General features: G+C 66.8%; 11 protein-coding genes and 1 pseudogene. 7 read left to right on the top strand and 5 right to left on the bottom strand.

All coding sequences use genetic code 11. The features are described from left to right. Positions 1–170: 170 nt before the first annotated feature. From OHA72_RS10890 to OHA72_RS10880, 3 genes and pseudogenes are all read left to right on the top strand, one after another. A complete protein-coding gene (locus OHA72_RS10890; protein WP_327007724.1) occupies positions 171–560 on the top strand; it encodes an integrase core domain-containing protein in 390 nt (129 codons plus the stop codon). Positions 561–634: 74 nt separating this feature from the next. Next, the gene (locus OHA72_RS10885) at positions 635–808 is read left to right on the top strand and encodes a helix-turn-helix domain-containing protein (protein WP_327007723.1); all 174 of its coding nucleotides are present in this window, start codon (positions 635–637) and stop codon (positions 806–808) included. Further along, positions 772–1,200, top strand: a pseudogene (locus OHA72_RS10880) (transposase); the annotation flags it as partial. The gene OHA72_RS10885 and the pseudogene OHA72_RS10880, both read left to right, overlap by 37 nt. Here OHA72_RS10880 and OHA72_RS10875 read toward each other — a convergent pair. Beyond that, positions 1,197–1,919, bottom strand: coding sequence for a transposase family protein (locus OHA72_RS10875; protein ID WP_327011526.1), 723 nt, complete (start codon positions 1,917–1,919; stop codon positions 1,197–1,199). The pseudogene OHA72_RS10880 and the gene OHA72_RS10875 overlap by 4 nt on opposite strands. 816 nt (positions 1,920–2,735) lie before the next feature. After that, positions 2,736–14,546 carry a LamG-like jellyroll fold domain-containing protein gene (locus OHA72_RS10870; RefSeq protein WP_327007722.1) on the bottom strand — a complete coding sequence of 3,937 codons (11,811 nt, stop codon included), beginning with the start codon at positions 14,544–14,546 and terminating at the stop codon, positions 2,736–2,738. A gap of 174 nt (positions 14,547–14,720) precedes the next feature. On the opposite strand from OHA72_RS10870, the gene OHA72_RS10865 reads away from it, so the two are divergent. The 4 genes from OHA72_RS10865 to cutA all read left to right on the top strand — a co-directional run bounded on the left by OHA72_RS10865 (position 14,721) and on the right by cutA (position 18,334). After that, positions 14,721–15,341: a hypothetical protein gene (locus OHA72_RS10865; protein ID WP_327007721.1), complete on the top strand. Its 621-nt coding sequence runs from the start codon at positions 14,721–14,723 to the stop codon at positions 15,339–15,341. 125 nt (positions 15,342–15,466) lie between these two features. Next, a protein-coding gene (locus OHA72_RS10860) for an IS3 family transposase (RefSeq protein ID WP_442788557.1) occupies positions 15,467–16,704 on the top strand; the annotation gives its coding sequence in 2 pieces (ribosomal slippage) (positions 15,467–15,749 and positions 15,749–16,704; 1,239 coding nt in all). Between the two features lie 65 nt (positions 16,705–16,769). Continuing rightward, positions 16,770–17,819: an integrase core domain-containing protein gene (locus OHA72_RS10855; RefSeq protein ID WP_327007720.1), complete on the top strand. Its 1,050-nt coding sequence runs from the start codon at positions 16,770–16,772 to the stop codon at positions 17,817–17,819. Between the two features lie 155 nt (positions 17,820–17,974). Further along, on the top strand, positions 17,975–18,334 hold the full coding sequence (gene cutA / locus OHA72_RS10850; protein WP_327007719.1) for a divalent-cation tolerance protein CutA: 360 nt from the start codon (positions 17,975–17,977) through the stop codon (positions 18,332–18,334). A gap of 4 nt (positions 18,335–18,338) precedes the next feature. Here cutA and OHA72_RS10845 read toward each other — a convergent pair whose 3' ends face one another. From OHA72_RS10845 to OHA72_RS10835, 3 genes are all read right to left on the bottom strand, one after another. Then, the gene (locus OHA72_RS10845) at positions 18,339–19,736 is read right to left on the bottom strand and encodes a helix-turn-helix domain-containing protein (RefSeq protein ID WP_327007718.1); all 1,398 of its coding nucleotides are present in this window, start codon (positions 19,734–19,736) and stop codon (positions 18,339–18,341) included. A 388-nt stretch (positions 19,737–20,124) separates the two neighbouring features. After that, a complete protein-coding gene (locus tag OHA72_RS10840; RefSeq protein WP_327007717.1) occupies positions 20,125–21,102 on the bottom strand; it encodes a phosphotransferase in 978 nt (325 codons plus the stop codon). Then, on the bottom strand, positions 21,102–22,481 hold the full coding sequence (locus OHA72_RS10835; protein WP_327007716.1) for a tetratricopeptide repeat protein: 1,380 nt from the start codon (positions 22,479–22,481) through the stop codon (positions 21,102–21,104). The genes OHA72_RS10840 and OHA72_RS10835 overlap by 1 nt, the downstream gene beginning before the upstream one ends. Between the last annotated feature and the right edge of the window lie 867 nt (positions 22,482–23,348).

Below are 23,348 nucleotides of genomic sequence, written 5' to 3'. Positions count from 1 at the left end.
TGGGGTCCTTGCGGTGGTCACGGGGCGTCGAGAACTCCATGATCACCGATACGGCCCCACCCGCTTCCTCGGCCCGGACAGCGTTCCCTCACCACACGAATCCCTGCTCAGCGCCTCGCCGCTCGACTACGCAATCGCCCTGGGTGGCGCAGCAGGCCAGGAATCTGCTCATGAATCTCGACCAACGGGCCGACGGGCTCCGGTTCCTGCTCCGCGATCGCGACACGAAGTTCACCACGGCCTTCGACACGGTCTTCACCGCCGCGGGTATCGACGTAATTCGAACACCGCCACAGGCTCCGATGGCGAACGCTTTCGCGGAGCGCTGGGTCGGCACCGTACGGCGGAAGTGCACCGACCGGATGCTCATCGCCGGCGAACGGCACCTGGCGAGCGTGCTGACCGAGTACACCGAGCATTACAACGGCCGCCGACCACACCGATCACTCGGCCAGCGACCACCGAACCCGCCGCCGCAGGTCGTCGACCTCACCGCCGCCCGGGTCCAACGACGCCCGATCCTCGGCGGGCTGATCAACGAATACACGCAGGCCGCGTAGCCCAAACCCGATTTACGAGCCCCACACCCGCCGTGCATGGGTTCGGCGATGATCAACGGTGGACACTGGCGCGGGTGTCGGACCTGATCGCCCGGATGTTCCATACCCGCTACACCCTGCGCGGCACGGCGAACGTGTTGCACCGCCTCGGTTTCTCTGTGCAGGTGCCGAAGCATCGTGCGGTGGAACGTGATGAGGAGACGATCGCGTCGTGGCGGCGGGAGGCGTGGCCGGCGGGAAAACGGTAGCGGCGCAGCGGGATGCGTGGATCTGCTTTGAGGACGAGGCCGGTCAGACGCTGCGCCCACCGAAAGCGCGGACCTGGGGCCGCCGTGGGCGGACTCCGGTGATTCCGGTGTCCGGTAAGGGATCCGGACGGGTGTCGATCGCAGGGCTGACCTGCTACCGGCCCGGCCGGCGCAGCCGGTTCATCTACCGCACGATCGTGCACCGCAACCGCAAGGGCGAACGACGCAGCTTCAGCGAACGTGACTACATCGCCCTGCTCGACGCCGCCCACCAGCAACTCGACGCCCCGATCGTGGCAGTCTGGGACAACCTCAACGTCCACATCAGCGCCGCGATGCGCGAACTGATCGCCGCCCGGGACTGGCTGCACGTCATCCGGCTCCCCGCCTACGCCCCCGACCTCAACCCGACCGAAGCGGTCTGGTCACACCTGAAACGCAGCATCGGCAACCTCGCCGTCAACGGAATCGACCACCTCCAGGCGATCATCAAGAACCGGCTCAAGAGCATCCAGTACCGCACCGACCTCCTCGACAACTTCCTCACCCACACCGGCCTCACCCTCGAACCCGACACAACCTGACCATTCAAGCTCTGTAGTGGCCTGCCGTCAGAGGGTTGCTTGAACGGGGTGTACACGCCCTGACCTGCACCTTCATATCCGGAGTCGGCGAGGGTCGGCAGGTCCAGTTGGGATGCCGCCCAGTACAGGGCGGCGAGGGCGTCGTGTTCGTGGGCGACGGTCATGTCGTGGCGGTGTCCGGGCGAGACCGGTGAGGTCCAGATCGGCAGCCCGTCGGGTCGCATGACCGCTTGGACGTTGCCGCCGAAGCTTCGGTGTTTCCCGGAGTACCACGCGTCGATGGTGTTGCCTTTGACGCTGGTGGTGGTGCCGGCGCAGCGGTCGGTGGTGAAGACCTTGCCGTCCAGGATCACGTGGGACCATCCCTCCTCGGCGACCCGGCGCAGCGCATCGTGCAGGTCCGGGGCAGTGGCGGACAGGACCGTGGTGACCTCGTCGCGGTACCGGTAGGCGGTGGCCCGGGACACCCCGAATCCCGCGGCAAGCAGGGTGAGGTCTTCGCGTTTGCGGTACCAGACCAGAACCATCAGGGCGTGGTACCAGCAGGTCAACGCCCTGGTTCCGGTGCGGGTACCGCGGGCTCGCCGGTCGGCGCGCAGCAGCCCGGCGACGTGGCGGACCAGTTCCCGTGGCACGTCGAGCATGGCACGATAGGCAATCACGTGGAGTCCTCACCGTAGAGCGGCGCTTGTGGTGAGACCTCTCTACCGAGGACTCCACGCCCCCGACCCCACTGTCCAAACAGGACAGAAATGTGCGTGTCGCCCCAATCGATGCACCTACGCTGCTGAGATCAGCTCAATATCCTCCCATCACTCCAAGATTGCGAAAGATCTGTCCCGGGCTTCACCGCCCGGCCCAACGCGTCGTAGATGTACGTGGCGGACCCAGTTCTTGACTTCCCCGACAGTCCGAAGGTCAACGGTGTTGCCCACCGCATCCGCTAACGATTCAGCCATCCTCCAACCGCCTATCAACATCAATCAAGGCTATATGTTGCCAAGTCCGGCTCCGCCCACGCCGCATAGGCAAGTACCGGCTTCCAGGAAAGGTGGCCGGAAGAGTCGTCCGCTAGGTCGGTCCTGACACGCAACCCATAATGGACGCGGTACGAGAGGCCTTCTATCAATACAACTCCACATTGGGTGCCGTCCACAATTTGCCGATAGCCGGGTTCTTCGACAACAACCCACCCAGCTCGCTGCACCATGTTCACCCAAACCTGATAGGCGCGTTCACTCCCCCCAAACCCAGGAAAAACGCTTCCCACACGCGCAACTATCTCTACCGGATCAACTCGGCGTGGTACTGCCACGGTCGCAATCCTTACGTCGATTCCAGCACTATTGGGTTTGCCACCAATTCATCATACCGTTCTCCTCCCACACGTACGCGAACACAGCGCCCGTATCTTCAGCAGCCCGACTCATCGCGCCTCTGCAGCTCGAACACGGCGACCTGGTCCCCTCGATGACTACATACCCTCCATCAGGTACCGGCCTTTCCAGGAAGAATTCGTCGTCCCAAACTACGTTCGCGCCATAGCTTGGAACTCCTCCCGACATTCTAGCAACCCTGTTTTCCGTATGACTCAATGTTTCCCCACCACGGGGGCCCCTGGCCGACTCTGCAGGCGTCTGCTGACCGCTTCGAATGGGATACGAGTCCACGCGAACGCCTTGAGAATCGAATACATCGACTTGAGCATAGTGGGTGGTAGAAGTGCCAGGGCAAGCATTGAGCGCATTCAGGTCAACGTTGTGGACAAGGACCGGCTCGCCCCCAACAACGACATAGTACGTATGCAGGTCCTCAACAGTCAGGTCGCGCATCTCTGCAGCGCCGACATAGTTGCGGACTGCCGCGACGGTGATTTGATCTCCGTCGATAGTGCGGAGGTGGTCGCCAGCCCTCAGGTCCTGGGCGTCGGCCCAAGTGTCGGTGTCGTCGTTCCAGAACGGGTGGTGCCATGTCGTCTCGACAACAGCTGCCTCGCCGCCCGCGCCATGGTCGACGGTGACGACCAGCTCCGTCAGATCGGTGTCGTCGTTGCGGTGCAGCGCTTCAACGATCTTGGTATCAGACTCGCCGGTCGTCGGATCAGTCGCGACTACCACATCGCCCAGTTCCACGTCCTTGATCGCCTTGAGCGATCCATTCGCCAGCAGCACCAGCGTCGACGGATCGAAGCTGTGCTTCTTCCCCGGGCAGGCACAACTGCAACCAGAGCCGCCGCCACCTGCGCCTCCGTCCCTGCGATCGTTCGCCGCGCCGGTTCCGCCACCACCACCGCCGGCCCGCCTCGAGCCGCCACCGCCACCACTACTGCCGGCTCGAGGCGCGCCGCCACCGCTGCCAGATGAGGAGGGTCGGCCGGCGGCGGGATGACCGCCACCACCCGGGCGACTTGCGCTGGGCAGGCCGGGCCGGCTGCCGCCGCCGAACCCGCGTGGCATGGCGGCGCGAGCGCCCTTGCCCGCGTACTTCGAGGCGCCGCCGGTGAACTTGTCGACTCCTGCGCTGAGGGCGCCGTCGAGGCCGCCTTGGATCATGGTGTCGGCGAGGCCGCTCCAGGAGAACTCGGCGTCACCCCGGCCGACGTCGATCATGTAACCGGCGCCGGAGGACAGGGCACCGGCCACCGCACCGGCCAGGATCAGGCAACCCACACCCGTCGCGCACAGGGCACCGACCGCGACGGCCGCCACGATGCCGACCGCCGCGGTGGCGATGAACTTCCACGGGTCTTCCTTGAACGCCGTGACGGTGTTCTTCACCGTCTCGTCGACGTACTTGATGCCGGCCTTGACGGTGTCCTTGACACATTTGGTCACGCCGCCGGACATGCACTTCTTGACGTCGTTGACGGTGTCCTTGACCGTCTGGACCTTCTGCTTGACCCACTTCTTCGTGGAGTTGACCACGACCTTCGTGGCCGCCTTCGCCTTGTCCGCAACGTAGTTGGCGGCGTTCTTGACGTCCTGCCACGCCTGCCCGGATGCGACGTAGTTGTAGACGGTGCTGGCCGCGTTGTAGACGGCGGCAACGGTGTTGACGACCGGCGCCGCCACCGCTTTGAAGGCGTTCTTCACCGACGACCAGCCCCAGTGCCCGGTCGGGTCGGTGGTGGTGAGCGGGTTGCCGTCGCCGTACTGGTACCGGTTGGCGTTGATCGACGACGGGACCGGGCTGTTGCCGGCGGTGTCGCGGGTGTCGAACTGGCCGGTGTCGGTGTTGTACCAGCGGGCGTGCATGTTGACCCGGCCGGTGACCTGTTCGGTGTATTCGGACTGGTAGCCGAGGCTGCCGACAAGTCCGGTCTTGGCCAGCACCGTCCCGAGCGGGTCATAGGCGGCCGATCCGGTCAGGCTGAAGCTCGTCGCGCTGAACTGCCCGACAACATCGGTATGCAGGTCCGTCCACACGTACCGCGCGATCGCCCCGCCGCCGTCGGCGGCGCCGAGCAGCTCTCCGCCCGGCCCGCGGGTGTACTTGGTGGTGCCGTCGTCGGCGAGGGTGTTGCTCAGGCCGCTGTACTTGAACCCGGCCTTGACCGCCCGGCCGACCGCATCGTAGCTGTACGTTCTGTTGCCGCCGGCGGCCTGCTGCGTGATGACCTGCCCGTACGCGTCGGCGGTGGTGTTGTGCACCCCGCCGGGTCCGCTGGTCAGGCGTAGCGTGCCGCGGGCGGTGTAGGCGTAGGAGGTGCCGCCGCTCTGCGACAGCAGCTGGTTGCGCTGGTCGTAGGCGAACGTCTTCGCGCCGTTCTGCAGCCGGTTCCCGGACGCGTCGTAGGCGTAGTTCGTCGTTGTCGACCCGGACGTCCACGAGGTGAGCCGGTTCGCGAAGTCGTACCCGTAGCTGTTGCTCGACGCGCCCGTGAACCCGGTCGTCACCTTCGACGTGAGGTTGCTGTTCGGGTCGTAGTCGTAGGCGATCGCACCCTGGATGACCGTGCCGTCGAACGACGTGACCGTGTCCGTCTTGAGCCGGTGCAACGCGTCGTACGTGAACGTGCGTTTCTTGCTGTTCGCGCCGTACGTGATCGTCGAGGGCTGGCTGAGGGTGTTGTAGGCGACGCTGAGGTTGACGCTCGTCGTCGGGTTCGCGACCGTCGCGAGACGGCCGGCGGTGTCGTAGGTGAAGTTCGTCGCCCCGGCCGCGTCCGTACGCGAGGTCGGCTTGCCGTCGCCGTTGTACGTGTACGACGTGGCGTCCGCCAGCCCGGTGATACTCAACGGCAGACCACGATCGTCGTAGGTGATCGCGTTCGTGCCGCCGGGTGCTGACAGTGACGTGATCCGGCCGGCGTCGTCGTACCCGAACGTCCGCGCCACCGTCGCCGCGTCCGCACCCGTGCCGGTCTGGCCGGTCACCTGGTTCAGGTCGTCGTAGGTGTAGTTGAGCTGCACACCGCCGGGCAGCGTCTTGGACGCGAGCCTGCCGCCGAGGTCGTACACCGAGGTGAACGTCCGGTCCGCCAGGCCAGGGTAGGCGGTGGTGGCGGGTTCGATCTGCGATTCCGGCAGACCCCACGTGTTGTACGTCGTCCAGAATTCGTTGCTCCGCCCGTCGGTGAACCGGGTCGGGTGACCCGCGGCGTCGTACCCGAACGACGTGCTGATCGCCGTCGACGCCGTCACCGGCTGCGACTCGTTCACCACCTGACCCAACGGGTCATACGTCAACGTCGTCGTATGTCCACGCGGATCCGTCGACGTGATCGGGTTGCCGTTGTTGTCGTACGTCGCCGACCGGGTCGTCTGCACCGCGCCCGCCGCGTCCAGCTGCTGCGCCTTCACCGGCCGTCCGGCACCGTCATAGACGGTCGCCGTCTTGGTGTTGTCCGGGTTCGTGACCAGGACCGGCCGGCCGAGACCGTCGTAGGCGGTGCTGGTGACGTTGCCGGCGCCGTCCTTGCCGGTGATCGGCTCGCCCAGATTGTTGTACGTCGCCTCGGTGCTGACACCCTCCGGTGTGGTCACCTTGCGCAGCCATGGCCCTGCCTCGGGGCCGGAGCCGTACGTTCCGGTGCCGTAGTCGTACAGCGTGGTATTGGCGACCTGCGTCGGCTGACGCACGATCTGCGTGCTGGTCAGCTTGCGCCCGAGGAAGTCGTAGGTCGCTGTGCCCTTGGCGCCGGTCGGGTCGACCGTCTCGATGAGCTCGCCGACTCCGTCGTACTTCGCGGTGGTGATCTTCCCGGTCGGGCCGGTCACCTTGGTAACGTCGCCGAGGGTGTCGTACTCGAACCATGTGGTCTTGTTCCGCGGGTCAGTTGTGGAGGAGACCCGGCCGAGCTTGTCGTAGACCGTGGTGGTGCTGGCATCCACGATGGGCGCGCCGCCCGGTGGGGTGTACGACGCGGCGACGGTCTTCCACGGCCGACCGGCCGCGTCCATCCGCACCTGCGTGACGTTGCCGAGCGGGTCCTGCTGCTCGACGGGCTCGCCGAAGGCGTTGTACCCGGTGGTGATCGTCGGGCGGACCGACAGCGGCGTGGTGCCGTAGGCCTCGGTGGTGACGGTGGGCGCCAGGGTCTTGATGAGGTTGCCGTCTTCGTCGTGGATGTATGACGTGGTGTTGCCGTTGGGGTCGACCATGTCGGTGGTCAGGCCGCGCTGGTCGACGGTGTAGGTCGTTACCAGTTCGGGCGACGACGCCGTGACCTGCCCGGTCCGGCCGTTGCCGCCGGCCCACAGAGTGCCGACGTCGGCGTCGGTGAGGGCCCGTTGATACACCTGGACGTTGTCGATCGAGCCTTGGAAGTGGTCGACGAAGTCACCCCAGTGGGAGCCGCCGATCTCCAGGCCGTTCATCGAGTCGATCGGGGTGGGGTTGACGCCGTCGGTGCCGCGGGCGTTGTTGACGTAGATCGACAGCCGCTTGGTGGCGGCGTCGAACACGCCGACGAGGTGGACCCACGTGTTGGTTACTGGCGCGGTCGACGAGCTGGCGTTGGGGTAGGACACCGGTCCGGTGACGTCGGCTGACGGTGTCTGCAGCGCCCACGTGTTCCAGTCCTTGTTGTACTGCAGGTAGAACGCTCCGCGGTTCATGCCGGTCTGTGAGACCGCGGTGTGGGTGGTGTTGAGGTTGTTGAGCTTCACCCAGGCCGAGACCGAATACGACTGGGTGGTGTCGAGGACCTGCTCGGTGGTTTGCATGTCGTCGTCGGTGAGGGTGGCGAATCCGCCGCTGAGTGAGGGGTGCGTGCCGCCCCGGAACGAGTCCATGTGCCGGTTGGAGCCCGACCCGTCGGTGGCGCTCTGCCATTGGTTGGACGGCACCTCACCGTCGAGGCTCCACCAGCCCACCGGCCCGCCGTTCGGGTCCTCCGCGAGGCGTTCGGACGTCATGCGGTTCATGGCGTCGTAGGTGTTGCGCACGTCGCGCACCACGCGGTGCGTGCCGAACCATTCGTCGGTGTTGACGGTGTTGCGGGTCAGCACGACGCGGTCGTCGGCGTCGTAGACGTAGTTCGTGGTGCGCTCTTCGAAGCCGTTGCGCACCCGCTGCGCGATGAGCCGGCCGGTGTTGTCGACGGTGAAGTCGGTTTTGGTGGCGCCGTTGTTTTCGGTGACGCTCTGTGGGTTTCCCGCGCCGTCGTACCAGTTCTCCTTCACCACGTACGTCTTCGTGCCGTCGGTGCGGCTGATGCGCTTGATGGTGCCGTTGTCGAAGTAGTCGTACTTCGTGGTGCGGTTCTCCGCGTCGGTGCTCGAGGCGAGCGCGCCGTTGGCGTAGTAGGCGTTCGACGTTTCCTGGACCGATGTGCCGTCCTTGCCGCTGGTGGTGCTGGTGAGTAGCTGACCTTCGGAGTCGAACACCTGGGTCACGACCTGCAGCCGGTCACCGGTGGGGCACGCCGTGCCGGGTGCCGGGTTGCTGTCGCATTCGACCATGCTGTTCTGCCGGCCGTAGCCGTCGTAGCCGTACAGCGTCACCGCGCCGGTCGGGTCGACGCTCTTCACCAGTTGCCCGTAGGGGTTGTAGTCGCTGGTGACCGCTCGGGAGGCGTCGCCGCCGGTGAGGTCGCTCACCGTGCGGGAGGTGACGTTGCCGTCGGGGTCGAACATGTCGGTGGTCCGGGTGGTGTGCTGGGCGCCGGTCACCGCGTTGGTGACCTTCGGCTCGGTCGTCTGCACGAGTTGGCCGTCGGCGTCGTAGGTGTAGGTGGTGATCAGCCCGGCGGGGTAGCCGGGGGCGAGGACCTTCTGCTGCGTGACGCGGCCGAGCCCGTCATAGCTGAACTCGGTGACGAGTCCAGCCGGATCGGTGACCCGGACGGCGTCGCCCGCCGCGTTGTACTCCGTCCTCTGCAACCGGCCACCGACGGATGTGACCGTCATCGGCAGCCCGGCCGGGGTGACGCCCCCGCCCACCGCGGCCGTGGTGGCGGTCGTGTAGGTGGTGCTCGTCGTGCGGCCGTTGGGGAAGCCGGGCACGGACGGCGACGTGACCGACAGCCGGTTGCCGCTGGTGTCGTAGGCCAGCGTGGTGACGGCGGTGTCGGTGGTTCGCCCGGAACCTGGGTTGCCGATGATCGAGAGCACCTGGTCGTTGCGCGGGTCCGGGGCCAGCGTCGCGCTCGTCGAGTCCGGGTAGTACGTGTACAGCGTGTCCTGACACGGGCTCCACATCGTCTCGTTGGTGCACGTGGTGGTCCGCACCGTGTTGCCGCGCACGTCCTTGGCGGTCTCGGTCTTCTGCCCGAGCGGGTCGTAGACCACGTTGACGAAGCCGCCGGTGTCGTAGCCGTAGCTGGTTGTGTTGCCCAGCGTGTCGGTGCTGGCGATCAGACGGCTGCCGTTGACGACGTCGTACATCTTCCGCGCCGGCTTGCCGCCCGGGTCGGTGACCGTGACGGTGGTGACCGGCGTGATGACCGGGCCGGTCGCACCGGGCGGCGGGGCCAGGGCGCTCTTGGACGCCTTGAAGTGGGCGTCGATCTGCGCCGTGCTGAGCTCATGGTCGTAGTACGCGAACTCGCTGATGTTGCCCTTGAAGTAGCTGACGTCGCCGGAAGCCCCGGGCCAGAACCTCGTCGTGCCGGCGCCGATGTACGCCAGGCTGGAGTCGACCCACTCGACCTCGCCGTCCTTCGTGCCCACGGGTGCGTTGTCGAGGTAGAGGGTCTGCTTGTCGGCACCGAGCGGGTCGAGGTGGGTGGAGAGCACGACGTGGTGCCAGTTGCCGTCGTTGACGTTCGTCGCCGACGTCATCGGCGAGACACTGCCGGTCCACAGTCCGCCGCGGAGTTTACCGTCGTTGCCGATGTACAGCGCCGGCGTCCACGACGGGGTCGCCGGGCTGGAGCCGTCGACCGCCATCGTCTGGTACGCGTAGAGCACCGAGCTGGTCGAGTACCCGGCCGGTGTCTTGAACCACATCTCGATCGCCGACGATTGATACTGCGGCGCGACGATGTAGGCGTTGTCATACCTGATGTAGGAGCTGGTGCCGTCGAACACAGCGCCGTAGGAGTCGCTGAACGGGCTGGTCGTGTTCGGCTGGGTCGTGTCGAAGCCGACGTTGTTGTACCAGGCGTGCAGCGCGTCGGCGACCTGATTCTTCGGCTGCGCCGGCAGGCTGGTGTCGTTGAGCCGGAAGTACTCCCGCGGCTGCGAGCCAAGCACCGTGGATGCGTAGACCTGGCTGGAGCCGCTCAGCGTCGGCTGGCCGACCTGCCAGAGGCCGCCGGCTTCGTCGGTGACCTGGTTGACGCGGCCGGAGACGGTGTCGTAGCCGATGACGGCGCGGACCCTGCCGGCGTTGCTGGTCACCTTGCTCATCGCCGAGGACGGGTTCGTGCCGGAGGTGTGCAGCGCTGTGACGAGGTCCTGGGTGAGTGGCTTGTTGTAGTAGGCGACGTCGGCGATCGAGCCGTTGAAGAACGTGGCGGTCGGGGTGGTGAGGGTGTTGGCGGGCCAGGCGTTGCTGAGGAACCCCGCGCCGATGTAGACCTTGTCCTGGCCCAGGTTGTGCAACTGGATGACGCCGGCCATGGAGCCGACGGGTGCGCCGTCGAGGTACAGCGACTGGCTGCCGCCGTTGCCGGCCAGGGCCGCGTGGTGCCACTGCCCGTCGTTGACCGGGTTCGCGGTCACGATCGTGTTGACGGTGCCGTTCCACAGCGAACCGCGCAGCTTGCCCACGTTGTCGACGTACAGCGCCGGGTTGTAGTACCCCGGCGTGGTCGCACCCGGCGTGACGAGGTCCTTCTGATAGGAGAACAGCACACCGTTGATCGCCGTGGTCTTGAACCACATGCTGATCGACTGGTACGAGCTGTCCGTGGCCAGCTTCTCCGGCAGCTTCACCGAGGAGGTGGTGCCGTTGAACCCGGCCGACTTCGACGTCGACAGCGGCAGCGCCGCGGGCTGTTCGAGGGCGACGTTGCTGTAGATGCCGTTGTCGATGCCGTCGTTGGACAGCACCCCGCTGCGCGCCTGGGTCCCACCGCTGATGGGGTCGTTGAACCGCCAGAACGAGTACGGGCCGGTGTTGAGCACGGCACCGTTGTGCTGGTTCACCGCCTGATACTCGTATCCGGCGCAGTCGGTGGTGGTGCCCGGCGGGCACACCTTGGTCAGCTGATCGCCGGTGTAGGTGTAGTTCCACGTCAGCGTGCTGGACGGCACCGCCGGGTCGGTGGGGTCGGTGGTCACCGTCGCCACATGCGCAGCCGTCGCACCCGCCGGTGTGGCCCAGGTCAGGGTCAGCTGCCGCGGCGAGCCGGCCGTCAGGCTGACATCGTCGATGCTCAGCGAACCGACCTGGTCCAGCAGATGGAAGACGGTCACGCTCTGGGCATCCGCCGGCGCGGTGAGGGTTTGCGTGGTCTGACCCCACGCGGCGCCGGTCGTGGCCGGCACCGGCGCCAACTCGACGTAGCTGTGCCCACCACTCGTCGTCGCGAACTCCGCGACGAGCCTGGTATTCACCGTGGCCTGGTAGGAGTCGCTGAACGTGTACGTGGCGTTCGGCGTGACCGGCACCGGCGTGAAGTACCACTTGGCGTCACCGTCGGTGTAGCTCGTGGTCTGCACCTTGACGCTGCGGGTGCCGCCATGACCGGTGTTGGGGTAGCTGAAGGTGGTCGCGTTCGTCCCCCACCCGCCCGTCTGCCACGCCTCCGGCGTGGCGGCGTTGGCCGCGGCTTCGACCGACGGGTTGGCGACGCGGTTGATGGTGGCCGGGGTCCCGGGCGTCAGACTGACATCGTCGATGGTCAGCGAGCCGACCTGGTCGAGCAGGTGCAGGACGGTCACGCTCTGGGCGTTCGCCGGCGCGGTCAGGGTCTGCGCGGTCTGACCCCAGACCGTGCCGGTCGTGGCCGGCACAGTCGCCAGCTCGACGTAGCTGTGCCCACCGCCGGTCGTCGTGAAGTCCGCGACGAGCCTCGTGCTCACCGTGGCCTGGTAGGAGTCGCTGAACGTGTAGGTGGCGTTCGGGGTGACCGGCACCGGGGTGAAGTACCACTTGGCGTCACCGTCGGTGTAGCTCGTGGTCTGGACTTTCACGCTGCGCGTACCGCCATGACCGGTGCTCGGGTAGCTGAAGGTGGTCGCGTTTGTCCCCCATGCCCCCGTCTGCCACGCCGTCGGTGTGGTGGCGTTGGCCGCGGCTTCGACCGACGGGTTGGCGACGAGGTTGGCGCCGGGATCGGTGCCGAGCGACTGGATGACGCCGACGCGACCGTTGACGTCGTAGCGCATCGTGAGCGCCCGCCCGTTGGCGTCGGTGATCTTCGTCAGGCCGTACACGCCGAGGCCCTGAGCCTGGATGAACTCGTAGGTGCTGGAGTCCTTGTCGGTCAGCGAGTAGCCACCGGTGATCGCCTTGAAGATGGAGAACCGACCGGGCGGCGGCGTCCACGTACCGTCGTTGTTCCGGCCGAACGTGACCACCTGACCGTTCGGGTACCGGATCGCCGCGGTCTGCAACGCGCCGTCGGCGTCGTTGCCCTCACGGACCTGCATGTCGACCAGCGACGACCAGCCCTGCCCGAACGCCGAGCCGGCCCGCGTGTCGAGGCTGTTGTACTCCCGCGCGATCGACAACGCCGGCCCAACCGTCGTCACCTGCGCATCCACGTCACGGGTCGTGTAGTTACCGACGGAACCCTCGAAACCCTTGCCGCCGTTCTGCGCGAGGGACGAGCTCACCAGCTGCTGCGGCACCGCCGTGCTGAACGCGAACGGGACCGGGTTCGCCGGGCCGATCGAGGAGCGGTCGTCGACCAGCACGTAGTACGTGTAGGTCTTGCCCCATTTCAGGGTGCCGGCCGGCGGCTTCCAGAAGCCGTCCGTCCAACCCGACTGGGCCACCTGCGCACCCTGGTCGTCCTGGAGCATGAAGTTGTACCGCAGGCCCCGGTTCGGGTAGTTGTCCGGGTCGCTGCCCTTCGCCGAGAACTCCGGCGTCAACGTGCTCACCGAGGTGTTGTTCGCCGGGTACCGCGCGTCGAGTTGCGGCGGCGTGTTGGCCGTGTAGTTGACCTCGATGAACGGCGTGCACAACGTGTTGCCGAAGTAGCTCGGGCAGGTCAGGCTGGTGTCGGACGAGGTGAATCGCTTCCACGCCGCCGTGTCGGTCTCCGACGCCGTCACCGCCAGGCCGTGGACGCCGCCGAGCGCCGCCCAGTCGATCATGTACTGCGAGTTCAGCCACGGCGCGGACCACACACCCTGATTGCGGACCTGACCGGAGTTGGTGCATGCCTGCGAGCTGTTCGGCGAGTCGGTCCCCATCAGCTTGTTCGTGTCGTAGGCGGGCGCGTTGTTCCAGGTCAGCGTCGAGGCGTTCCAGGCGCCCGTGATCGGGTACACGTTGTACGGTCGGGCGACGCACGGGTTGCCGTCGGCGTCGCCCTGGTAGGTCATGAACAGGTAGAGCCGCGCCGAGTCGAGCTTCCGGCCGGCGAGCGTGGCCGGGAAGTTGTCGAAGTTGATGAAGGTGCGGGCCTTATCGGTGCCGTTCCACGACCCGACCGCCAGGGTCTGCTCCAGATTGCGGATGCTGTCGGGCGAGGTGCTGATGCCGTACGTGTCGAAGTAGGTGTCGACGAGGTTGTAGTCGGGGTCGAGCGTGACCGGGAACTTCCGCGCGGGGTCACGCAGCCAGACACCGTCGATGCTGACCTTCAGCGCCGGGCCGCCGGCGGTCTGCACCAGGTCGTAGGTGACGCCGTCGGACGTCTCGCCGCCGCCGGCGTGGCTGTTGGACGAGTCCTCCAGGTAGCCGCGCGGTGTGGTCAGCGCGACCTTGCCGTTGGCGGTGACGAACTCGACGTCCCCGGCCGTGTTCAGCCGGGCGGTGAGACCCTGGAGCTTGAGCGGGTACAGGTACTCGGTCGGCACGTCCTTCGAACGCAGGATCAGGCTCTCCTTGGAGCCGGTCGGCTTCGCGCCGAGTTCCAGGTCCACACCCGGCAGGACGTTTCCGTAGCGGGCCACGGCATGCTCGACGGTCGGCTTGTTCAGCCGCGCCCCAGCCAGGCTGTAGGCGAGCTCCACCCCCGGCTCGACGGTGATCCGGGCCAGATCCTCCTCCGCGGCCGCGGCGGCGCCATCGGCCCGCCCGGGCAGCTCGGAACCGTCGGTGTCGAGCTTGCGCGCCGCGCCCGCGGCGAAGCTGAGCTTGAAGCTCGTCGACGTCGTCTCCAGCCGGTTGCCGGTCGCGGCGCGCAGCCCCGTGTCGATCGGCCGCCAGGAACCGTCAGCGGCCTTGAAGTTCACCGGATCCTTGTAGACACGCCGGGTGAACGACCCGTCGGTGTTCTCGAAGACGTCGACCTTCGCATCGGCCATCGACGCGAGCCGCCTACTGGTGCCGGCGTCGAACCCCTTCTTGGCCGGACCGGTCGACTTACCGGCGACCGCACCGGTCGACGGGATGTCACGCTTGAGCTCGCCGGGCGCCTTACGCTTCGACTCGCCGTTACGCGCCATCGGCGCCGTCACGTAATGGCCGTCCACGCCCTTGCCGCGCTGCTGCTGCGGCACCTTCGGGTCTTCCCTCGCCCACGACGGTGCCGCCACCAACCAGTCCCGCAGCGCCGACCAGCCGACCAGGCCGCGCCCGGCCGGCACCAACGCCGACGGCAACCCCAGACTCAACGCCACCGCCACGACCGTGACGACACTCATCCGGCGAACAGACCGACCGAATCCAGGCACAGCACGACGACCGCGCACGGCCAGCCTCCCCCGTGAAGCCAAGCTGCCTAACCAGGCGCCAGCAGTCTGCGGTGCGTCACCACGCAAACACAAGACGCACGCGAATATCGGCGACCTTGATGCCCGAAGGTCCGCTTTAGCCCATTGGCGATCTTCAGCAGAGGACTATCGGAGATCGACAACACGCGCTATGTTCGTGCCGCGAGCAGCGCCCGACGGGGAGGTCACGCCGTGATCGCACACGCCTTCGCCCGGACCGCGGCCACGATCCGCTCATGGACCCGCAACCAACGCATCGCCGCGACAGCCGGCACTCTGCTCCTCGTTACCGGCGCCACCTGGCTGCTCTGGCCGAACGATGGACCGCCGCCACCGCGCGAACGGCAGTACAAGGCGACCACCGCCTGCCTGCTCACCGACGACCAGGGCATCACCGGCGACATCGCCAACGCCGCCTGGGCCGGCATGCAGGAAGCCTCCGTCCAGACCCTCGTCAAGGTCCAACACCTGGCCATCACCGGACCGCAGACACCAGCCAACGGCACCACCTACTACAACACCCTCGGCGTCCAGAAATGCACCGTCATCATCGCCGCCGGCCCCATACCCGTCGCCGCCATGACCGACGGACTCCAGGCATTCCCGAACATCAAACACTTCGCCGTCGGCGGCGACACCCAAGGCAAACCGATCACCACCATCGACGCCGCAACACCACAGACCATCAAAGCCGGCACCCACGCAGCCGTCTCCGGTGCGGGCTAACGAACCGACCTGACGCAACGAACAACCGCAGGCGCTTCGGTCGTTCAACCGCGACACCGATGCCACAACGCTCTGTCCCGCCCCGGGTTTGATGGAGACATCGAACACCCGGAGGATTCACTGTTATGCCGGCACCGAGGAAGTACAACGATGAGCTGCGTGAGCGTGCGACCCGGTTGGCGGTCGAGGCCCGTCGGGACCCGGTGTCCGCGGTCGGCGCGATCCGTCGGATCGCCGATCAGCTCGGGATCCATCCGGAGGCATTGCGGACGTGGGTGAAGCAGGCCGAGACCGATGCCGGCGCGCGGCCGGGCACCGCCAGTAGCGGTGATGCTGAACGTATCGCTGCGCTCGAGCGAGAGAATCGTGAGCTGCGGCGGGCGAACCAGATCCTGAAGTCCGCAGCGAGTTTCTTCGCGGCGGAGCTGGACCGTCCGTCGCGATGAAAGTCGACTTTGTCGACTCCCAGAAGGAACACCACGGTGTCCAGCCGGTCCTGCAGGCGCTTGAAGGCGCGCCGGCACAGATCGCACCGTCAACCTACTACGCCGCCAAGACCCGGCCCGCCAGCGTCCGATCGCAGCGCGACGAGGAGTTGACCGCGATGATCGAGCAGATCCACGCCGAGAACTACGACGTCTACGGCGCCGGCAAGATCTGGCACGAGCTACACCGCCGCAGCGTCCCGGTGGCCCGGTGCACCGTCGAACGGCTGATGCGCGCAGCTGGGTTGCGCGGACTGCTGCGCGACAAGTCGCCACGTACAACCCGGCCCGCACCCGAGACCAGCCGCCCCGGTGACCTGGTCAAACGGAACTTCACCGCGGCGGGCCCGAACCAGCTGTGGGTCGCGGACCTGACCTACGTGCGTACCAGCGTGGGCTGGGTGTACGCCGCGTTCGTCCTCGACGTGTACTCCCGCATGGTCGTCGGCTGGCAGGTCGCCACGTCGCTCTACACCGATCTGGCCCTCGACGCGCTGAAGATGGCGATCTGGCGCCGCGAGAATCATGGCGCTGACCTGCAAAAACTGGTCCACCACTCGGACAGGGGCGTGCAATATCGAGCGATCCGCTACACCCAACGGCTCGCCGAGGCCGGCGCCGTCGCCTCGGTCGGCTCCAAGGGCGACTCGTACGACAACGCCATGGCCGAGGCGTTCAACTCCCTCTACAAGGCCGAACTCGTCCGCAACAAGGGACCGTGGCGCGGGCTCGACGACCTGGAGATGGCCACCGTCGAGTACATCGACTGGTACAACAACCGCAGGCTGCACGGCAAACTCGGACACGTCCCACCCACCGAACACGAAGCCCTACACGCGATGACCCACTCGGTCACCACAACCCTGGAAACCAGATAATTCCGTCTCCATCAAACCCGGGGCTTGACAGTCTCACGACAGCCTGGCAGGGAGGGGCCTCGCTGGTGTACCTGCTCCTGCGTCAGCTCCTGCAGATGCGGACCCAGCTCGCCCGAGACGGCGGCGCGAAGGACGTTGAACTGCTGGTGTTGCGGCATCAGGTGGCGGTGCTGCGCCGACAGGTGCACCGACCCGATCTCCAGCCCGCTGACCGGGTGGTGTTGGCGGCGTTGTCGCGGCTGCTGCCCCGACCACGGTGGGCGACGTTCTTCGTCACCCCGGCGACCCTGCTGCGCTGGCACCGGCAGTTGATTGCCCGACATTGGACCTACCCACACGCGCGACCCGGCCGGCCACCCGTCGACCGGGAGATCCGCGAGCTGGTGCTCCGCCTGGCAGCGGAGAACCGGACCTGGGGCCATCGACGAGTGCAGGGCGAGCTGACCGGTCTGGGCTACCAGATCGCGGCCAGCACCGTCTGGAAGATCCTGCACCACGCCGGCGTCGACCCAGCACCACGCCGAGCCGGACCGACCTGGCGACAGTTCCTCACCGCCCAGGCCCACACGATCCTCGCCTGCGACCTCTTCACCGTCGACACCGTGCTCCTGAAGCGGATCTACGTGCTGTTCTTCATCAAGTTGGCCACCCGCCAGGTCCACATCATCGGAGTCACCGCGCACCCGACCGGCGCCTGGGTGGCGCAGCAGGCCAGGAATCTGCTCATGAATCTCGACCAACGGGCCGACGGGCTCCGGTTCCTGCTCCGCGATCGCGACACGAAGTTCACCACGGCCTTCGACACGGTCTTCACCGCCGCGGGTATCGACGTAATTCGAACACCGCCACAGGCTCCGATGGCGAACGCTTTCGCGGAGCGCTGGGTCGGCACCGTACGGCGGAAGTGCACCGACCGGATGCTCATCGCCGGCGAACGGCACCTGGCGAGCGTGCTGACCGAGTACACCGAGCATTACAACGGCCGCCGACCACACCGATCACTCGGCCAGCGACCACCGAACCCGCCGCCGCAGGTCGTCGACCTCACCGCCGCCCGGGTCCAACGACGCCCGATCCTCGGCGGGCTGATCAACGAATACACGCAGGCCGCGTAGCCCAAACCCGATTTACGAGCCCCACAGGCGCTGGCCCGGTTGTCGGTGTCGGTGTCGGCGGAGACGTAAAGCGCTGTTACCGCTATGCAGGTAAGGCCGAAGTTCGAGCAGGCGCTCGCGTGACTGTGGTGGGCGCGGCCCGTGAGGCGGCTACAGTGATTGAGCTGCATTCAGTGGAGGCAACGATGTCGAATGTTGAATACTGCCAGGTAGTTACTGCGACGGACTCCCGAACCCAGGCCGAAGGGCTTGCCCGTGGTGCTGTTGAGGCCAGATTGGCGGCCTCCGCCCAGGTTGTTGGATCGATGGGCAGCACCTATTGGTGGCGTGGCACGATCGTGGCAGCCGAGGAGTGGCAGGTCACCTTCAGGACGACACGTGCGCGGTATTCGGCGCTGGAGGACTTCATCCGAGAGCATCACAACTACGAGGTGCCGGGAATTGTGTGTCTGCCGTTTGTGGCCGGGTACCAGCCTTACCTGGAATGGATAACCGCCGAAACTACGACGCGCTGATCGCTTATGCGCAGGAGGCCAGCCGGTCGTCCAATTCCGCAAGTGCCGGGATGTGGCGCTTGCTGAGAGTGGCTTTCCGAAGACGGCTGAGTCGCTCATCGATGAGACGCGTCTCGCGCGTGGCGACCTCATCCAGAGCTTCATGGCCGAGTTCGGCGCCGCGATCGTGATCGCCGCGCTGAATGGCGACTGCCGCCACATCAGCCAGGACGATCGCCCTTCGGTGAAGCTCACCGTGCGCCAGCGAGGCCAACACCGACTCGGTCAGGACATCGAGTTCGGGATGGCCGAGCCGTGCGTATGCGGTGACGGCCATGCCGCCCAGTCGGCTTGGCGTAAAGAAGCTCGTCCACGATCGCTCGCGATGCGGGCGAGCGTAGTCATAGGCCGTCATCGCTCGGTCCAAGGCGCGGAGAGCAGGTGTCTCGTCGCCAAGGGCGGCATCGACCTCGGCCTCCCTCGCGGCCAGCCATGCGCGCGTAGTTGCACTCCGCTCGCCGCGAACATAGTTCTGGGCTTCGACCAACAGCTTCCGCGCATGGGGCAGATCGCCGTTGGCTTCTGCTGCGTAGCTACGATAGGCGAGCACACAGGCATAGAGCGGTCCATCGCAAGCTTGGCGAGCGGCGGCCATCGCACTTCCGTACAACATGTCCGCTTGATGAATCTGCCTGCTGTCCCAGGCAACCCAGCCCGCCAACGCCAGCGCCTCCCCGGTCGTCATAGCCACGCGTCGGGCGAACGCGTCGGGCGCCTTGCCCAGCAGGCGTTCCAAGCGGCTCACGTGAGCGTCCAGGTGGGTGACGAGGCGGCGGCTGGGCAGGAGTTGCTCACGCCGATACAGCTCCGCGGTAGATCCTTCCAGATGTTCCAGCGTCAGTTCATCCAGCTGACCCGGCTGATCGAGAACGTATGCCAACCGGCTCCACGGTTCCGCCAGTCCGGCAGCGCCAAACAGTGACAGCACGGGCGCGAGCAAGGCCGTGCGGCGCTTCACGTCGTCAACGGTATCGGCCACCGTCGGACTCGACCAGGAGTCGGCGGATAGCGCTGACGGCGCATCGATGTCGACGGGAGGCTGCTGCTCCAGGCTGTTGTGGAATTTGGCGACCCGTTTGGCTTCCAGTGCGCGGGCGTGTTCTGCCTGCTGGGTGCGGGCGAGGGACTTGAGTTCGTCATAGCTGCGGAGCAGGGCTCCGTCGGCGCTGAGCGCCTCATCGCATCGCTGCCAGAAGGCGCGGCTGGTGGTGGAGTGACCGGTCTCGGCGTTGGCGATGGTGCTGCGCGTGTATTGGATCAGCGGAGCGAGCTGGTGCTGGTTCAGGCCGGCCGCTTCTCGGCAGTCGGCGAGCTTGCGTCCGAGTGCCTGTTTCGCCTGACTGATCGCTGCCGGGTCAATCATCGCCGACGGAATCGCCCTTCAGTGGCCGCCTGGTCCAGAGACTTTCGCTAATGGTCCCTGCACATCACGATACTCATTGTGCCGAGCGCAGTTTGGTTCTGTCACCATCGCAAGGCTCAATGGCCTGAGTTTCTTCCTGTGTGCCACTTTTCTCCATGTTTGTCTAGTGTTGCGCGATGGATCTGCCCTGGGATCGTCGAGTTGTCAACTCGCAACGGATCGGCACGCAGTGGCGGGTGCCGTTGACGCTCGCGACTGGCGGCCAGTTGACGATGGCGTGCTCGCTCGTCGCTCGAGTCCGCCGGGGTGGGTAGTCGCATGCGCTTCGGCTTGAGGATGTCATGTTGAGGGCCTTGCGCAACCCACCGGCGGGCGGTGCAGGTGTCAGTCACCTGTACCGGGTCCAGACGGCGTTGGTGTCGCCGGCGAGCAAGGTCCTCAGCCGGTGGGCCAGTTCGCGCGCTACGTCCGGGCGTCCGGTAAGGCTGTCGATGGTGCTGGTGACCAGCTGGAGGTCTCGCAGATCGCGGAGTACGGGCCAGCCGGACCAGGCGGTGATGTCGAAGCCGTAGGCGTCGACGAAGGCGCGGTACTCGGTCGTGGATCGGCCGAAGCGGGTCGCTCCGTGCGCGGTGGGGACGAGGTCCCATTCGCGTGGGCCATGGCAGACGCTGTCGAGATCGCACAGCACGGCTGGCAGAGTTGAGCTCGGTCGGCGCGGTGCGGTAGGGAGCAGTACGTTGCCGGTGTGGGCGTCGCCGTGGATGACACCGCTGGACAGATGCCAGGTCACCTGTGTGAGCTGCGTTTCGAGGTGATCGCATCGGCGGCGTAGCGCGTCCAGGAGATCCTTGATGTCAAGGTGGAGGTCAGCTTGTGACCATTGCCGCAGTTCCTCGGCTGCGGCCGGGGGCAGCGCTGCGGCAGCGCTGATCCGTCGACGGAACTTCTCCACCGGCGACCATGCTGCCAGCGGCGCTTCGAACAGGTTCAGGGCGTGGATGGCACGTAATGGGGCGGCGAGGTCGACCGGTTTGGGTTCGGTGGCGATGGTCGGCACCTGCTGCCAGATTGTGGCGACCCAGTCGTCGCTGTGGACGGGCTGGGAGTTCACTGTGTCAACGAGCCGGATGGTCGGTGCGGCGGCGTCTTCGAGTGCGGATGCGATGGCGACGACCCTACTGGCGAGCGCAGTGGTGTGCGGGCCGCGGGCCAGGCGGAGCACGACCGGCGGAGCGAGGAAAACGGCGTTCATCGTGTACTTGATCAGGGTGGCGTTGTCTGGGTCGATGCCGATCTGGGCGCAGACGTCGGCGAGGCGGCGGCGTAGTTCGTGCGCCACGTCCGGGCTGAGCGTGGTGGGCATCAGGCCACCTGCAACGCCGCGATTCGGGTGCCGAGTTCGGCGAGTTCATCGTGGCGCGCGGCGTGTGGCGCGGCGAGCTGCCACACCGCGGCGAGGCGGTCGTTGACTCGGGCTGATCGCATGCCGTCCTCCACCAGGGTCACCGCCTTCGCCGCGTACCGGCTGGCGGTGGCGATGTCACCGGTGAGGGTACTCGCCGCAGCGACGGAGATGACGTCGAAGATGAACGACCGGCGCTCCTCCGGACGGCGCAGTTGGACGGCTTGGAGGGCGTGGTCGGTGGCCGGGGCGGCGTAGCGGCGATGCTGTGGATGGCTGGCCAGGGCGGTGTAGACGACGGCGGAGATGCCGTGCGCGTCGGCGTCGGCGAGGGCGAACCGGGTCCATGCGGGGGCGGTGTCGGGGTCGACTCGGTCGATTTCGATCCGGGCGCGGTTGAGGCTCTCTGTGACCTGGGCGTCGACGCCGAGCAGGGCGTAGGCCCAGGCGGTGTTCGCGTGCAGGATCGCGGTGCTGGCTGGGCAGTGCGCTTGTTGGGCGGCGAGCTGTCCGAGGCCGAACAGGTGCAGTGCGTCAGCTGCCTGGTTTTGGTGCAGGCTGACCCGGCCGAGCCGGTAGAGGGTGTTGGCCAGTAGCGGGAGCGTGTCGGCCTGGCGGGCCAGCACCAGGCTCTGGACGAGGTGCCGGCGCGCGTTGTCATGCTGGCCGAGGTCGTGCGCGACCCAGCCGACAAGGTTGTGCAGTTCGGCCAACGCACCGCGGAGTTCGTTGCCGATGGCGTCCTGGATTTGAGCGGACCTCAGCAGCTGCGTGGCCCACGCGACATAGCCGCGTGCGGACTGCAGGCAGGTGCCGCCACCGGCTGTGGCGTCCAGGCGCCGGTGGAATTCGGTCACGGCCCGCACCGTTGCTACGTCGTCGGCGGTGACCACTTCCGGCACGACCATCGCTGGCGCCTGCGGCAGCCAGCGCTGCACATCGTTGGGGATGGACCCGACGGCGATGCTGGCGACCGCGCCGAGCAGTTCGTGCGGGTCAACGAGGTCACGACTGGGCAGCGCTGATCTGGCGGGCTCCATCGACCGGAGTTCGCGGGCTGGCTCGTCGATGGCCAGGCCCATGTAGTGGCGGGGGATGGCGAGTCCTTCGGCGATGCGTTCCAGCACGGCGTAGTCGGTGACGACCCGGCGGCCGGCGGCGATCTCTGACACACGGCTGGCGCCGATCCCGGTCGCGGCTGCAATCGCCGACCAGCTGAAACCGCGTTCCTTGAGAAAGTGGAACACCGCTGCGATGTTGTGGCGGGCGAGATGCACCCGCACCGGCTCGCCACGGTATCGACCGTCGTCCCACCACTGCGGACGAACCGTCCGTCGCATGGACCCCTCCTTTCGGCGTGCTGGCACCGGCACGGTAACCGCGATGCTGCCGAACCGGCAGCCCGTGTCAGCGGGTCATCTCACCGCGAGACGACGCATCGTGGGCCGCTCATCGGGGTCTCGTCGGTGGCCATCGGCTGCGGCAAGGTCATCGATGTGTTGGTCGTCAGGATGCTCCGCCGCAGCTCAACGCCTATGGCATCACGTCGGCGTAAGGCGATCGCGCGCCGTCGGATCGCACGGCACACCGGCGCGAGCCGCTCGTCCGGCGGACTGGCGACCCAATGTCAGGGTTCTGTCGCTACAGGTTGTCATTGGTGCCCGACATCGGGGGTCATCGAATTAGCTGTGGTTGCTGACCTTGACCCTGCCCGGCAGTCGACAGCCGGCTGTTCGCCGAGGAGGAGTCTGACCACGATGAGTCTTGTCCGCGCAAAGAGCGGAACGTCGGCCGTCAAGATCGAGGACCTCCGGCTCATCGCGGGTGCAACGGGTCCGGGGTGGGTGTGTGCAACAGGCCCGCTCGCCTCGGACCAGCACTCCCGGCGGCGTTGTCGGCGGGCGGCCAGCGCTGCCCGACGTCGACGGTCGACGCATGACCAGAGCTGGATGGCTCGGCCAGTTGAGCTGCGGCAGCCCGTGACCGACCGGATTGAGTCCGGTGCAAGTCAACGGAGTCGCTGCGTGGCGCGGCGGCGGCACGCGTCCGCCACCCGGTCGGACGGCAGCGCGCTGGTTTCCCCGTACGGCCGACACGTCGCCGCAGGTCCGAGGCATCCAGTGCGCCGCCAGATGCCGCCGGCCCGGACCGCGGTGTGGAATCCGGGCGCCGGTAGCGGGTCCGGATGGGCGACGCGGCCGATGACG

It is taken from the genome of Dactylosporangium sp. NBC_01737, assembly GCF_035963215.1.
Classification (GTDB): Bacteria; Actinomycetota; Actinomycetes; order Mycobacteriales; family Micromonosporaceae; genus Dactylosporangium.
This window is presented reverse-complemented; position numbering and strand designations above follow the sequence as displayed.

What these genes read in the sequence shown, in the direction of transcription:
- OHA72_RS10845 (WP_327007718.1), bottom strand. Translation starts at nt 19,736, where the DNA reads ATGATTGACCCGGCAGCGATCAGTCAGGCGAAACAGGCACTCGGACGC.
- OHA72_RS10875 (WP_327011526.1), bottom strand. Translation starts at nt 1,919, where the DNA reads ATGGTTCTGGTCTGGTACCGCAAACGCGAAGACCTCACCCTGCTTGCC.
- OHA72_RS10835 (WP_327007716.1), bottom strand. Translation starts at nt 22,481, where the DNA reads ATGCGACGGACGGTTCGTCCGCAGTGGTGGGACGACGGTCGATACCGT.
- OHA72_RS10890 (WP_327007724.1), top strand. Translation starts at nt 171, where the DNA reads ATGAATCTCGACCAACGGGCCGACGGGCTCCGGTTCCTGCTCCGCGAT.
- OHA72_RS10870 (WP_327007722.1), bottom strand. Translation starts at nt 14,546, where the DNA reads ATGAGTGTCGTCACGGTCGTGGCGGTGGCGTTGAGTCTGGGGTTGCCG.
- OHA72_RS10840 (WP_327007717.1), bottom strand. Translation starts at nt 21,102, where the DNA reads ATGCCCACCACGCTCAGCCCGGACGTGGCGCACGAACTACGCCGCCGC.